At 58.6% G+C, this 13,413-nt stretch carries 15 protein-coding genes; 7 read left to right on the forward strand and 8 right to left on the reverse strand.

Translation table 11 applies throughout. The annotated features are described in order from the left end of the window. Nucleotides 1-61: 61 nt before the first annotated feature. Complete coding sequence (locus tag KAQ61_RS06790) at nt 62-268, reverse strand: hypothetical protein (RefSeq protein ID WP_210930918.1); 207 nt, start codon at nt 266-268, stop codon at nt 62-64. Between KAQ61_RS06790 and KAQ61_RS06795 the strand changes: the two genes are divergently transcribed. Further along, nucleotides 257-2,431, forward strand: coding sequence for an LPD38 domain-containing protein (locus KAQ61_RS06795; protein WP_244983011.1), 2,175 nt, complete (start codon nt 257-259; stop codon nt 2,429-2,431). The two genes, KAQ61_RS06790 and KAQ61_RS06795, sit on opposite strands and share 12 nt — an antisense overlap. On the opposite strand, the gene KAQ61_RS06800 is transcribed toward KAQ61_RS06795, so the two are convergent. From KAQ61_RS06800 to KAQ61_RS06825, 6 genes are all read right to left on the reverse strand, one after another. Beyond that, nucleotides 2,424-2,723, reverse strand: a complete 300-nt coding sequence (locus KAQ61_RS06800) for a hypothetical protein (RefSeq protein WP_210930922.1) — start codon at nt 2,721-2,723, stop codon at nt 2,424-2,426. The genes KAQ61_RS06795 and KAQ61_RS06800 overlap by 8 nt on opposite strands. Nucleotides 2,724-2,924: 201 nt before the next feature. Then, nucleotides 2,925-3,305: a hypothetical protein gene (locus KAQ61_RS06805; protein WP_210930924.1), complete on the reverse strand. Its 381-nt coding sequence runs from the start codon at nt 3,303-3,305 to the stop codon at nt 2,925-2,927. Between the two features lie 173 nt (nt 3,306-3,478). Continuing rightward, entirely contained in the window at nt 3,479-3,958 is a 480-nt protein-coding gene (locus tag KAQ61_RS06810) for a hypothetical protein (protein ID WP_210930926.1), read from the reverse strand. Nucleotides 3,959-4,217: 259 nt separating this feature from the next. Continuing rightward, entirely contained in the window at nt 4,218-5,183 is a 966-nt protein-coding gene (locus KAQ61_RS06815) for an IS5 family transposase (protein ID WP_210930928.1), read from the reverse strand. 10 nt (nt 5,184-5,193) lie between these two features. After that, nucleotides 5,194-5,553: a nucleotidyltransferase family protein gene (locus KAQ61_RS06820; RefSeq protein WP_210930930.1), complete on the reverse strand. Its 360-nt coding sequence runs from the start codon at nt 5,551-5,553 to the stop codon at nt 5,194-5,196. Between the two features lie 18 nt (nt 5,554-5,571). Further along, complete coding sequence (locus KAQ61_RS06825) at nt 5,572-6,000, reverse strand: hypothetical protein (RefSeq protein ID WP_210930932.1); 429 nt, start codon at nt 5,998-6,000, stop codon at nt 5,572-5,574. A 420-nt stretch (nt 6,001-6,420) separates the two neighbouring features. Here KAQ61_RS06825 and KAQ61_RS06830 point away from each other — a divergent pair, with 420 nt between their 5' ends. Further along, nucleotides 6,421-7,422, forward strand: coding sequence for an integron integrase (locus tag KAQ61_RS06830; RefSeq protein WP_210930935.1), 1,002 nt, complete (start codon nt 6,421-6,423; stop codon nt 7,420-7,422). A gap of 373 nt (nt 7,423-7,795) precedes the next feature. Here KAQ61_RS06830 and KAQ61_RS06835 read toward each other — a convergent pair whose 3' ends face one another. Beyond that, entirely contained in the window at nt 7,796-8,467 is a 672-nt protein-coding gene (locus tag KAQ61_RS06835; protein ID WP_210930937.1) for a DUF6946 family protein, read from the reverse strand. 371 nt (nt 8,468-8,838) lie between these two features. Between KAQ61_RS06835 and KAQ61_RS06840 the strand changes: the two genes are divergently transcribed. From KAQ61_RS06840 to KAQ61_RS06860, 5 genes are all read left to right on the forward strand, one after another. Continuing rightward, on the forward strand, nt 8,839-9,240 hold the full coding sequence (locus KAQ61_RS06840) for a hypothetical protein (RefSeq protein WP_210930939.1): 402 nt from the start codon (nt 8,839-8,841) through the stop codon (nt 9,238-9,240). Between the two features lie 12 nt (nt 9,241-9,252). Continuing rightward, on the forward strand, nt 9,253-10,425 hold the full coding sequence (locus tag KAQ61_RS06845; protein WP_210930941.1) for a PQQ-binding-like beta-propeller repeat protein: 1,173 nt from the start codon (nt 9,253-9,255) through the stop codon (nt 10,423-10,425). A 67-nt stretch (nt 10,426-10,492) separates the two neighbouring features. Beyond that, nucleotides 10,493-11,293 (forward strand): hypothetical protein, encoded by an 801-nt coding sequence (locus KAQ61_RS06850; RefSeq protein ID WP_210930943.1) that lies wholly within the window; start codon nt 10,493-10,495, stop codon nt 11,291-11,293. Further along, nucleotides 11,287-12,462, forward strand: a complete 1,176-nt coding sequence (locus KAQ61_RS06855) for a hypothetical protein (RefSeq protein ID WP_210930945.1) — start codon at nt 11,287-11,289, stop codon at nt 12,460-12,462. The genes KAQ61_RS06850 and KAQ61_RS06855 overlap by 7 nt, the downstream gene beginning before the upstream one ends. Beyond that, nucleotides 12,462-13,307 (forward strand): hypothetical protein, encoded by an 846-nt coding sequence (locus KAQ61_RS06860; RefSeq protein WP_210930947.1) that lies wholly within the window; start codon nt 12,462-12,464, stop codon nt 13,305-13,307. Before KAQ61_RS06855 ends, KAQ61_RS06860 begins: the two co-directional genes overlap by 1 nt. Nucleotides 13,308-13,413: the final 106 nt, after the last annotated feature.

A 13,413-nucleotide genomic window follows, 5' to 3' on the forward strand; every position in this document is an offset into this window, starting at 1 on the left:
TGTGGTTCATCAAAGTCCGGGATGGGGGCGCGGCGGTCGCGCCGGGTTCGGGCTCTGCGGCTCATGGCTGTGTGTCTCCCTGCTTGGCTGCTTGGGTGGCGCGCTCACACACAAGACCTGCGCCTTCGACAGCTTCAATCACGGCCTCTCGCATGGTTTTCCCATACTGGTTCCACCAGCCGTCGTAGAGGTATCCGCCTTTTTTCCAGGTCACTTGGATGTAGAAATGACCGACCGGCTCGCGCTCGATGTTGAAGTGGTTGAGCACGACCGCTTCCTGATGTACGTGGCCGCCCAGCGCGCAGAAAACCTCAAGGCCCAGGGCAAGGAAAATCTGTTCTCCGATCAGGACATCACCAGCCTGAAGACACTCAACGACGGCCAGATGCCCGATGGCAGCAGCCGTAAGCAGGCCTATGCCAAGGCCCTGGCCCAGCTCAACAGCTTCAACGAGAGCGTGCTGCGCATGGCCAAGGAATCCGGGCTGATTGATCAGGACGCCTACGACCTGATGCGCGACCAGCCCTATGTGCCCTTCTACCGCCTGATGGAGGAAGAGGGCGGCCTGCAGGGGCCCAGCTTCTCCAAGGGGCTGACCAACCAGAAGGCCTGGAAGAAGCTCAAGGGCGGAACCGAGCAGCTCAATGCCGACTTGCTGCAGAACATGCTGCTCAACTGGGGCAATCTGTACGCCGCATCGGCCCGCAACCGCGCCGCGCTGGCCACCATGGACGCTGCCGACAAAATGGCCGTGGCCTACAAGGTGCCCAGCGACACCAAGGGCGCCGCCAAGGTGATGCGCGACGGGGTGACCGAGCACTGGATGGTGGAGGATCCTTATCTGCTGGAGGCCATCAGCGCGCTGAACTACCAAGCCAGCCCCCTGATGAAGCCGCTGGCCAAGGCCAAGCAGTGGCTGACCTGGGGCGTGACCGTGAACCCCACGTTCAAGATTCGCAACCTGGTGCGTGATCTTGTCTCATCGGTTGCCATGGCCGACTTGAGCTACAACGTCGGGCTCAATTTCAAGAATGGCTGGAAGCTCTCAGCCAGCGACAGCCAAATCTATGCTTCCATGCTGGCATCGGGTGGGGTGATCAAGTTCGGCACCCAGGAGAACGCCGACCGAGCGCGCAAGCAGGTGGAAAAGCTGGCAGGCGTGGTGCTGGACCAGAATGGCGCGCAAAAGCTATGGGGCCAGGTCAAGTCGCTGTACGAGGTGTACGCTGAATTTGGAGATCGCACCGAGAACGTGAACCGCGTGGCCCTGTATGACCGGCTGATCGCCAAGGGGCACAGCCATGCCGAAGCCAGCTTCATGGCGCGTGACCTGATGGACTTCTCCATGGGCGGCAGCGCGCCCGTGGTGCGCTTCCTGACGCAATCGGTGCCATTCCTCAATGCCCGCCTGCAGGGTCTGTACAAGCTCGGCCGCTCAGCCAAGGAAGATCCCCGCCGCTTCGCCACTGTGGCCATGGCCGTGACGGTGGCCTCGCTGGGGTTGCTGGCCGCCTATGCCGACGACGAGGACTGGAAGCGCCGCGAGGACTGGGACCGCGACAGCTACTGGTGGTTCAAGATCGGTGAAATCGCCTACCGGATCCCCAAGCCGTTTGAGGTGGGCGCCATCGGCACGTTGGCCGAGCGCACGGCTGAGGCGATGTTCAGCGAGGAGATGGACAGCAAGCGATTCATGGAGCGCATCAGCCACATGGTCAGCCAGACCTTTGCGATTGATCCGGTGCCCCAGGCCTTCAAGCCGCTGCTGGACATTTACGCCAACAAGGACAGCTTCACCGGCCGGGCCATCGAAAGCCAGGCCGATCAGCGGCTGCGCCCGCAGGACCGCTACAGCGAGCGCACCTCGGAAGTGGCGCGTTTCCTGGGCCAGATGGGTTTGCCAGATCCAGCGCTGCTGATGAAGGGCGAGTATGCGGGGCTGAGCCCCAAGCAGGTCGACCACCTGCTGCGTGGCTACTTCTCATGGATGGCCACAGCATCCACGGTGGCCAGCGACATGTTGCTGCGCAACACCGTGGTGGATCGCGGCGAAAGCCCGGCAATGCGCCTGAAGGACGTGTTCCTGGTGGGCAACTTTGCCGAGGGCCTGCCATCGGGCGGCAGCCGCTATGTTTCCGCCATGTACGAGCAGTCCAAGTCGGTGGAGCAGGCCTATGCGGCCTACCGCGATGCGCTGGCCTCCGGCGACCACGCCAAGGCGAGCGAGATCATGGACAGCAGTGGAGAGCTGATCCGCAGCCGTGGAGCCGTGAACACGGCCACCAAGCTGCTGGCGCAGCTCAACAGCCAGGCCAAGCGGGTACAGGCTGACACGAACATGAGCTCGGACGAGAAGCGGGAGCGTTTGACGCGGATTGAGCAGCGCCGGCACGAGATCGCCAAGCGCGTGATGGGCAGCTCGGTTACTTGAGCTTTTCCCAGCAAAAGGCAAGGAAGCTGGCCAGGAACACCAGACTGGCCAGCGCCAACGCCCACTTGAAGGTGATGATCAGCCAGCCCACAAACAAGCATGCGCCAAGGCAGCCCCAGCCTTTGGCCCGTGATTGCTTAAAGCCATCCTTGACGATGACGTACACAAGGAAGGCATAGAAAAACAGGATCATTCCCAGGCCATCCCCTTGGCCGTATTCCATGTCGGCTTGCCAGTTTGCGAGCGCGGCAGTTGGAACCAGTGCAATGGGTAGGGCGGTTAGCTTGGGCATGCTGGATTATGTGGGCGGGCACTCGCGCAGTGCACTCCGGCCATCCTCCGCTGGCCTCGGCGTGCTCGTAACAGAATCTAGCCTGCTGCCGAACGAGATAGTTCTGCTTTTGACCTCAGCAGACGATCGCGCCGCACGAAAGCTGACGCTCAACGGGCTAGGTAAGCCGCCCGCAGTATGCGGGTCGGCTTAAGCGGATGGTTAGGCATCATTCTTCTTGAGCCCCCTATTTCGTCGCACGCTCTTGGCATACAACTTCGCCAACGTTGACAAGACGATCGCACCAGCAGCAAAAGCGACCAAGACTGGCAGTAGGACAACTATCAAGGGCTTAGGTGCTAGACCAATGGCTGCGGCCACCGCTAACAGACCGGCCGGCGCAGCGAAGTATGCGGCGGCTGTTGCTAACGTAGCGGCAACCTTGCCTGCACCGGCAATGTCTTCCGCGACGTCTGCCAAGTCCTCGTGGAATGGGGCTGTCGATTTCCGTCGCCTAAAGATGAAGGAAATGACGCGTTTCAGGATGAACAGAAAGAATAATGCGACTAGAACTATGCCTATCACGCCTATGAGTCTGGCCATTCAATGGGTCCTTGTCTTTGCTGCTTGAGGATTCTTTTGCCTTACGCCTAACGTCAAGCTCAGCCGAGCCGGTTGAGCGAGAGCGAAACCGGCTTCGGCTGGAGCACCATGTTAGGCAATATTAAACGTGGTCTGTCCCTGTTTTTCGCGTTTGTACAATTTTGAGAGTAAGTTTAACAGCCTGCAATTTGTGCTTCTACAACAATAAGCTCTGTTTCTAGAGATTGAAGTCGAGTGTTTGTGCGGACGCGAAATGAGTCGCGACTGGAAGGTGGTTCAGTTGCGGTTTTAATAACTCTTGTTCCGTCTATTGACACCATGCAGGAAAAATTGACACTGAAATTATCTCTATCGGTGCTATCGGCGACTTGAATGCCGACGCCGATATATCGTTTTGTTGTGCCGCGCAATTCTGCGGAAATTGATGTGTACCCAATTGATCTTGAGTCTAGATGTCGCTCAATATAATTCCGGCATGTCGAGATGGCAATGTTTTCTGGATTGCGCTTCTCGATTTCTATTTGAGATAATATAAACTCCCGCTTTTTCAGCAACTTCTCTTTGCCGCATAGTTTGTCGCCAAGCCATCCTGCATTTGTGTTTGTAGATATGGCAAGCAAAATTGATGGTAATATATATAAGAATTTTTTCATATGCCTTTGACTCGGCGTTGCACGTCTTTGAAGTGGAATAACTAGAATTGGATCTGGCCATTTACTAATGAAATAGCCGATAAATGATTAATTGCGTGTTTAAATTATTGAATTGTAAACTAAGGATGGTGTTCAAAAAACCCGTGGCGGTGGCCACTGAGTCGAGATATTCCACATTATGACGAATTCGGCGTTTTTTGGGCTGCAAATAAGGGCATTTCACCCTTGCCGCTGGCCCTTTGGTCGCTTGTGGACGCACTCATCCATGCAGACCCTGCAAAAGCTTGCGCCGCGCCATCCACAGATTGCTCAGCGCAAACAGCGTTACCAGGTTGGCCGTGTTTTTGGCCAGGCCACGGTACTTGACCTTGGTGTAGCCGAACTGCCGTTTGATGACGCGGAATGGGTGTTCCACTTTGGCCCGGATACGTGCCTTGGCCTGCTCCAGCTTGTCCAGGATGGCGCCCAGGAGCGTGCTCTTGTCCAGCGCACGGCGCTTGCCAGGGCGCATGGCCACATGCCACTGGGCAGTGATGTCTTGCGTCTCTTCGCGCTTGGCCACGCCCTGGTAACCCGCATCGGCAAACACATCGGCTTCGTCACCATGGACCAGCTTGCTGGCCTGAGTCACGTCGTTGACGTTGGCCGCCGTGCCCACCACGGTATGAACAAGGCCGGAATCGGCATCCACGCCGATGTGGGCTTTCATCCCAAAATGCCACTGATTCCCCTTCTTGGTCTGGTGCATCTCGGGGTCGCGTTCACCACCCTTGTTCTTGGTCGAACTGGGCGCGGCAATCAGGGTGGCATCGACCACCGTGCCTTCGCGCAGCATCAGACCTTTGTCGGTGAGCGTGGCGTTGACTGTAGCCAGGATTCTTTGGGCCAACTGGTGCTCTTCGAGCAGATGGCGAAAGCGCAGGATGCTGACCCGGTCGGGAATACGTTCGACGCTGGACAGACCCACAAACTCCCGGTACAGCGCGGTCTCGAAGAGGGCTTCTTCCATCGCCAGGTCGGACAGGCCGAACCACTGCTGGACGAAGTGAATGCGCAGCATGGTCTCCAACTCGAACGGAGGTCTGCCGGTCTTGGCTCGCGGTGCGCGCGGAGCAATCAATGCCAGCAACTCAGACCACGGCACCACCAGGTTCATCTCGTCCAAGAATACCGCTTTGCGCGTGCGTCGCTTGCTCAGATTCAGGCCGAGGTCTTGTTGCTTCATGAGCGTATTGTCAGGCGCGGCGCCGTACTTCAGACAGCGCCAGCGGCAGAGTTTTGAACACCATCCCTAACAAACTTTGATCCTTTAGATATGCATCTACATGTGGCGTTTCTTTTCCGTTATACCCCTGTAAATCTACGTTATATGGCACGAATTTCGCTATTGAATGCTTGAGTCGTTTAGCCTCTCCAATCCATGTAGCGTTGACATCTTCATCGCCAGGCAACTTGCGAAGTTCAACGGCAATATCTAAATCGCTATCTGGTCGATGCGTGCCTTTGAGGCGACTGCCAAAAATGTAAACTTTGGTTACTATGGGTTCATTTTTGGCCCAGTTTTGAAGGGCTTCACTTATTTCGCAGATATTCATTTAAAAATGCAATATATTTTATTGGCAATCTGAAAATTTTATTTTTATCTTTTGTTCTCCACTTGGAGTCAAATAAGCGTGCTCAAAAAATCCACCTCGTTGCAAAAATGCACGTCGCGTCGCATTCCCGCAAGAATTTTGTATTATATGATTTCTGATCGCAGATGAATTTATTGTAATATCTGATTTATATTTATAAATAAAAGTTTTTGTTTGATTTGAATAAAAAGCGCCAAGCAAAATGGTCGTTCGATCTATTTTTTGCGGCGCGGACTTTGATACTCCCTCGGCCATGGATTTGCCTAGATTATCAAAATCGGCATTTGATAATTTCAATATTCCTTCGGCTGATGCGTATGATTGACCAATTGTTAATAAAAATAACACAATAATTGCTGAAATTGAAAACAAAAGTTTTGCCGGAGGGTGAATAGAGTTTGTGGTCATAATATTTGGGGTGTCATAAGTTTAAATTAGTTCTTTTTTTATATTGATTTATTCGAAAAATTTTATATATTGAAAATTTGTTAGAAGTTTAAATTTACTTCTTTTTTGGCAAGACAAACCAAAGAGCAAACATTGCCGCGAAACCGAGTTGGGTACTGAGGGCAGTACTTGGCTGTAAATTATTCAATTCACGATAAACGTTGTTGCCGATGAAGACAACGAAATAAGCAACAAAGCAAATGAGAATTCTAAAAATTATGTTCATTTTTACTCCGAAAACCTAACTTTGTTTTAGGGAGACTGCCCTGCTGCGTAACATCGTTGCTGCTCCATAACATCAAACATCGACCCGCGACGTAAAGCGCTTGCTGCATGGATGCCCAAGGCATAGACTGTACAAAAAAACAGTCATAACAAGCCATGGAAACCAGCACTGCACCATTGCCACAGCTGCGTTCGGCCAAGGTTCTGGACCAGCTGCGTGAGCGTATATGCTACTTGCATTACAGCTTACGAACCGAACAGGCGTATGTCCACTGGGTTCGTGCCTTCATCCGTTTCCACGGTGTGCGTCACCCGGCAACCTTGGGCAGCAGCGAAGTCAAGGCACTCCTGTCCTGGCTGGCGAACGAGCGTAAGGTTTCGGCATCCACGCATCGGCAGGCATTGGCGGCCTTGCTGTTCTTCTACGGCAAGGTGCTGTGCGCGGATCTGCCTTGGCTTCAGGAGATCGGAAGACCTCGGCCGTCGCGGCGCTTGCCGGTCGTGCTGACCCCGGATGAGGTGGTTCGCATCCTCTGTTTTCTGGAAGGGGAGCATCGTTTGTTCGCCCAGCTTCTGTATGTAACTGGCATGCGGATCAGCGAGGGTTTGCAACTGCGGGTCAAGGATCTGGATTTCGATCATGGCACGATCATCGTGCGGGAGGGCAAGGACTCCAAGGATCGGGCATTGATGTTGTCCGAGAGCTTGGTGCCCGGCCTGCGCGAGCAGCTGGCGCGTGCCCGGGCATGGTGGCTGAAGGACCAGGCCGAGGGCCGCAGCGGCGTTGCGCTTCCCGACGCCGTTGAGCGGAAGTATCCGCGCGCCGGGCATTCTTGGCCGTGGTTCTGGGTCTTTGCGCAGCACACGCATTCGACCGACCCACGGAGCGGTGTCGTGCGTCGCCATCATATGTATGACCAGACCTTTCAGCGCGCCTTCAAACGTGCCGTGGAAGAAGCAGGTGTCGCGAAGCCTGCTACACCGCATACCCTGCGCCACTCGTTCGCAACGGCCTTGCTCCGTAGCGGTTACGACATTCGAACTGTGCAGGATCTGCTCGGCCATTCCGACGTCTCGACGACGATGATCTACACGCACGTGCTGAAAGTCGGCGGTGCCGGAGTCCGATCACCTCTCGATGCACTGCCGCCCCTCTAGCGAAAGGTAGAGCGACCCATGACAATCTTGGCGGATTCACTGCCCATGCCCGGAACCCATCGGCGTCGCGTCGAACGGCCGGTTTCGGAAACTGCTCCCTGTGTCTGCTTCTGGCCGGTTTGCGACCGTCGCAAATCGGCCGAGGCTGTGTAAAAACGTATGAAGCACTGGCATCAACAAAAAAACGACCTCTCAGATCGCTATGTAAGCGTTTTTCTTGACCGAGGTAATGGTGAGAAGATCCCTGAATTTCATGTCCGTGCGAGTTTTCACGCAGCCTCGACCCATAGCAGACACCTAAATTACCAACACCGGAATTAAGCCGTGCCACGAAGTGGCATCGGCTTGAATGAATTTTTAGTCCCCTGCCACGTCACTTAGAAAGGTAGCTAGGGTTGCCGCACACCCACGCCAAATGAAGCTCGACGCCAGCGCGGTTGCCAACAGAAACAATGGTGTTGCATGCGGCGGTACCGGCCCCCATGAGGTTGGCAAACACCGCATAGTCTTGAAGCCACTCATTTGATTGGCTGAACGAGTGAACCAGCATTACTGCGTGAGCAGCATTGAACCGCTGCGCTTCAATGATGGCAGACGCAGTGCGGTGAAGGAGCTGATAGCGAACCGTGTCTGGAGCTGACGTGAGCCCAAGAAGAGAGAGTAGATATGCAAGTCGCTTGGTCTTTCCCGAACTTGGATCAGCCTGCCACTCTTGAATCGTTGGTCCGAAAGGTTCAGAGACTTTGCCCTCTACCGCGATGGAGATAAGTTGGCCCTGAGATTTGGCCAGAACCCAAATGTCGTTTTGAGATGGGCGCGAGCCCCCTGGCAGTGCGACCTGATGCTCAGGCAGGGCCAGCAACAACTCCGCCGATGGAAAGCGCTGCGACAGGACTGCCGAAACCTCAGATGGGAAGTCATTTGCTTCTTGCCATGAGTAGGCAAGCGTGCGTGCAGAGTAGCCTCGCCGCCAGTGCTTGACTGGCTCAGCCAAGAACTGTGCCCATACCTCTGCATCTGCCGCCGGAATGTAGATCTTGCTCAAAGCGATGTTCCTGTCTAGTTCGCCTAAGACTGTATGGCGTGTGCAGCTCAACAGGCAAATCCGCTGTTGTCTTGTTTAGACAAACCTAAAAACTCGGAGCTCAGTTTTTATGAATGCTGAAATTCAAGGTCCGAAGCACTGCTTCTGGCGATAGCCGTCACTAAAAGTCACGCACTAAAGCCCCGATTGCCACTGCAGTCGGGGCTTTTTCTTTGTGCCCCGGCTAGGGTTAGGCGGATCTTTCATGGCTGGGGAGACTGGACCTGTTCCAGTAGCCCTGGCCATCTGTTTTTGGGCGGTGGCTGCTGACCCAACCAGTGCGCGCCCCGTGGCCTGCGCACCCTGCAGCAACCACTTGAAGGAGTGCCACCATGGCAGACACCCTCTACCCCAAAGGCAAGGAAAAACTGCTCCGCGCCCAGATCAACATGGACAACGACACCATCTGCGCGGTGCTGCTGTCCGATGGCTACGTCTTGTCTGCCGCGCATGAGTTCCTGACCGCCATCTCCGCGTTCGCGGTGGGCGACCCGGTGGAGCTGTCCGGCAAGTCCACTGCCGGTGGCGTTTTTGACTGCAACGACCCCGAGTTTCTGACCCTGCCCGCGGGCCAGGTGGCCCAGGCTGTGGCGATCTACAAGAACACCGGCGTGCCCGAAACCTCTGCGCTGATCGGCTACTTCGACAACGTGACCGGCTTCCCCGCACAGACCAATGGCGGCAATTTGCTGGTGCGAATCAGCAACGGCGCCAACAAGCTGTTTGCCCTGTAAGGAGTCACTGACATGACGCACAAACTCGCTGCCCGTGTGGGGGCTCAAGGCGCCGTGGTGGGCACCGCGGCCGTGACCTTTGGTGCTGCGCTGGCAGCCCACAAGGCCTTTGGTGCGGTGCTGGCCACGGGCGACACCACCGAATACCTGCTGTATGCCTGCGATGCCAGCGGTGCGGCCACCGGCGCCTGGGAGGTGGGCGTGGGCACCTACTACGGCCCCGATGATGCAGGCGGGGAGCGCCTGGAACGCACCACCGTGCACGAAAACTCCGCCGGCACGGCCGCGGCCATCGACTTCGCGGCCGGGGACAAGCGCGTCGTGATCACGCCGCTGGCTTCGCGCCTGGCCATGATCCCGCCCGGTGGGGCCGAGGGCCAGATGCTGGCGCTGGATGCCGCCACGGGTAAGCTCAAGTGGGTGGACGCGCCTACAGGCGGTGGCGGTGGTACGTCTTTGCTGCCGCTGCCCGATTACCGCCTGTTCCTGTTTGTGCGCGATGACGGCAACGACGCAAACAGTGGGTTGGAGAACACAGCCGGTGGTGCCTTGAAAACGCTGGAAGCGGCCTTGGCCAAGGTCTATACCTACGACATTCCAGAAGGCGACACTGTGACGATTACGTTCGGCAGTGGCACCTACTCTTGCTACGACTTCCCGCAGCCCGCCAGCCACCCGCTGGAGTTCACGATCTCCTTGGAGCCTGATGACGCCGCGACCGTGGTGTTTGACGTTCTGCAACTCGGGATCACCAAGCAGCTGATCGAAGCTGACAATGTTCGCCTTTGCAAGGCCAACTTGAAGAACGCCGCGCTGTACGACATAACCCTGGGCGATGCTGTGGATGGCGTTTCAGATGCCACGCTCACTGCGGGCAGGGACGGCAATGTAACCGTCATGGGTTGCACTGCTGTAGGTGACTGCCGCCAGCGCTTTATGACGGAACAGGGCGCCAAGCTGGAGGTTTACACCTTGTCGTTCGCCGCTGGTTCGCACCACGGCACCGCAGTGTGTGAGCTTGGCCCCTTTTCAGAGATTGCCCTTGTTGATTTCACCGGAACAACCACCGGCAAGAAGTTCAACATGGCCAGTTTCAGCATCCTGCGCTCGCCGGGTGAGGGGGGTATGGCGGCGCTGCCTGGAGATAGCGATGGCTATCTGCCCACTGCCGGATATGTGATCTAAGGCGCTGGCCATGGCTGTAGCTAACTCTGCCATCGGAACAAACGCAATTGGTGGTTTGGGGCTGGCTATGGCGCCAGCGCCAAGCCCCGTAGCTGCTGCACTGTTGGACGCTGGGGCGATTGGTGCCTGCGCCATTGGCTTTGCAGCACTGGGCGCCGAGGTGCTGCTGACATTGGCCAACGAACCGGTGCCAGCGCAGGCGGTGCTGCGCAGCGCCGGCGCCATCGGGGCACTGGCCATCGGTGACGGCGCCCTTGGGGCGGTGGAGATGACGGCAGGCGTGACCGAAGCGCCCGCCCAAGAGGTGCACGCCCAGGGGCTGCTGGCCACGCGCTTCGGTGGCCCGCATACGGCCCAGCCCTGGTATGGGCCCGCCGGCGGCCTGGCCCTGGTGCGCTTTGGCGCCGCAGCGCTGCAACTGCAGGGCGAGGGCCTGGGCCTGCAGCAACCGCTGGCGCAGTTCGGCGGGGCCGTGGCCGCCCAGGTGTTCGCGCGTGAGCAGGGGATGGCGCCACAAACCCGCTTCGGCGGTGCCCTGCTGGTGCAGGTGGTGCACGCGGCCGGGACTGCGCCTACGACCAGCATGGGGGGGCTGTCCGCAGGCAGCGTTGCCGGCCTGCGTGGTGCTGGGCCGCTGGCCCAACTGGGCCCGCTGTCGGCGCAGCTGGTCGCGCAGGCCCAGGGCATGCCCTCTCGTGTCCGCTTCGGCGGTGCCACGGCACTGGGCAAATCCGAGGCCATCACCGAGGGCTACCAAGGCACCCAGTACGGGCAGCTGGCGGTGGCGCGCACGACCGTGTTTGCACATTCCCTGCCGCCGACCACGCGGTTTTCCCAGCACCAACTGCAATGGGGGCAGCGATGCTGACACTCAAGAACTTCACCGGCATCAACAACGTGATGCCCCAGGCCCGCAAAGGCCAAACCGAGCTGGCCAGCGCCAGCAATGTGGAAATCGGCCTGAGCGATGAAGTACGCCGCCGCAGCGGTTATCAGCGCCTGCATGACGATTGCCATAAAAATCTGTGGCAATCGCCGCATTTCACGCTCTTTACCTGTGGTGGCGACCTCACGGCCTTGCACCCGGACGGCAGCCGCGCGCTGCTCTACCCGGCGCTGGGCATGGCCCGGGTCTGGTACTGCGACTTGCCCGATGGGCGGGTGGGATTCAGCAATGGGCTGATTTGCGGCATCACCGATGGGCGCAGCTGCATGCCCTGGGGCGTGCCGCTGCCCCAGCAGGCGGGCCAGGCCCAGGCGGTGGCCGGCGGGCTGGATGCCGGCACCTACCTGTATGCCCTGGCCCATGTGCGCGATAGCGACGGGCTGGAGGGCGGGGCGGTGCTGGGCGGCCAGGTCGAGGTGCCCCAGGGCGGTGGCATCCTGATTCAAGGCCTGGCGGTCGAGCCCGGCCACGGCACCCAGGTCTACCTGTCCGGCCCCAACGGCAGCCAGCTGTTCCTGGCAGGCTTCACCCCCGGTGGGGCCTTCAGCTTCCTGGGCACGGCCGACAACCTGACCGTGCCCTGCCGCACCGAGCACCTGATGCCGGCCATGCCCGGGCGCCTGATGACCTGGTGGAACGGCCGCGTGCTGGTGGCCGATGGCAGCGTGCTGCGCTCCTCCATGCCCTTCCAGCCCGAACTGTTCAAAGGCCTGGGCGACTTCTACCAGTTCACCGCCCCCATCACCGCCGTGCAGCCGGTGGACGATGGCGTGTGGGTGGGCACCGAGCGGGAGTTGGCATTCCTGGCCGGCGACAGCTTCGATGCGCTGGCCTACCGCAATGTCAGCAACGAGGGCGTGGTGCTGGGCTCGGGCGTGAGCGTGCCGGGCGACATGGTGGGGCTGGGCGATGGCCGCCGAGGCTCTGGCGCCGCGATGCTGTGCATCCTGGGCGGATCTATTGCCTGCGGCTTCAACGGGGGCCAGCTGCAACGCATCACCCAGGGCCGCTACCGCACCACGGCGCGCGAAGTGGCCGCTACGTTCCGCCTGGAAAACGAGGTGCCCCAGTACCTTGCGGTGGAGCAGTGATGCTGAACAACCCGTTTTGGCTCCAGCTTGACGGCACCCCGACCGAGCCCCGCCCGCCGGCGGCCCTGCGCGTGCTGCAGCGGCCGATCTCTAAGGCGCAGCTGGCCGGCGTGCAGCACCTGTATGGCCTGTTCGCCGCGCAGATGCGCCTGTCGGTGGCCCCCGGCCAGCAGTGGGAGCGCTTCTTGCCGGACGGCTCCCGGGTGCTGCTGCGCTCGCATCGCGGGCAGGACGAGGTGCTGGTGTGGCCAGCGGACGGCGATAAAGACGAGCATGTATGGTTTTTTGCGCCGTACAACCGGCTGCTTACTTTCAGCAATGTGCAAAAGCAGGGCTCGGTGCGCCGCTCAGACAGAAGTGTTCGCAGCGTTCAGTCCCTGGACGGGGTACTGTCTTCTTGGGAAGTCGTCGTTGGCACTGGCACAGTCAACAACGCGAAGCTATCGAAGTTGGCGCGAATCGAGAAAGAGCAAGCCACCGGGTACACCCACGTTAAGGCGTGGTCACACAATGGGGAGGACAAATGGCGCTACCTTCCCGGACTGGTGGATAAAAGGAATGTGTATCTAGGCACGTACCTGCATGGCAAGGTGAGCGCCAACACAACGACGGGGCAGACTATTTCTGTAGCCGGCGCCGCGCCCGTGGTCATCCCCGGCACGCGCCAGCGGCTGATGACGCCAAACACCAATTTGATTGCCCTGCCCGGACTGCCAGCGCCCAAGCCGCCTACCCAGTTGCTGACTGCGCCCGTGGGCTTGCGCAATAAGGCCATCGTGTATGGCACCTATCGGATGTATGACACGCTGACCAATACCGCGGTTGGTGTCGGCATCCACCCTTAGCGCCAAAACAACCCGGACTTATCGCCGGGGGGTGAAGAGCACCTTCACCGCTTCGCTGACGACCCCGCCATGGGTGGTCACTCACGAGTACCTTGATTACACGCAG

The sequence above is a fragment of the Comamonas aquatica genome (assembly GCF_018064205.1).
Classification (GTDB): Bacteria; Pseudomonadota; Gammaproteobacteria; order Burkholderiales; family Burkholderiaceae_C; genus Comamonas; species Comamonas aquatica.